1 protein-coding gene and 1 pseudogene are annotated in these 455 nt (G+C 52.1%); both read right to left on the minus strand.

What is annotated here, in order from left to right; translation table 11 throughout:
• Positions 1 to 354, minus strand: a pseudogene (locus ACLRGG_RS21125) (hypothetical protein); the annotation flags it as partial.
• Positions 266 to 455 (minus strand): hypothetical protein (locus tag ACLRGG_RS21130; RefSeq protein ID WP_416251555.1); only part of this gene is annotated, 190 nt, incomplete at its 5' end. The gene ACLRGG_RS21130 and the pseudogene ACLRGG_RS21125, both read right to left, overlap by 89 nt.

Raw genomic sequence — 455 nt, forward strand, 5'->3', positions numbered from 1 at the left:
TATGAGAACCAGTCTCGTGGGCTCGGAGATGTGTATAAGAGACAGTGCTACTTGATAAAACTCCTGCAATATCGTCCTGTGGAACCGTTCGCAGATGCCGTTCGTCTGCGGCGACATTGCTTTGGTCTTTGTGTGGTCGATATCATTTATTGCCAGATAAAGCTGGTAATCATGCTGCTCTACTTTGCCACAGTACTCTGTGCCTCTGTCGGTCAATATTCTCAGCATAGGTAGTCCCTGAGACGCGTAGAACGGCAGCACACGGTCATTCAGCAGATCTGCTGCTGTAATCGGCGTTTTGGTGACATACAGCTTGCAGTGAGCGACCTTCGAGTAGGTATCCACGAACGTCTGTCAGCCAGTGTGCCCGTGCGCCATCTTCGCGGGCGGCGCGGCGGGTGCCGTTTTCAAAATCGTAATCAAAAGTAGGCTGCTCACCCGCGCTGTTGCGGTAA

Source organism: Erwinia sp. PPS120, from assembly GCF_047918655.1.
In the GTDB taxonomy this organism is placed as follows: Bacteria; Pseudomonadota; Gammaproteobacteria; order Enterobacterales; family Enterobacteriaceae; genus Erwinia; species Erwinia tasmaniensis_A.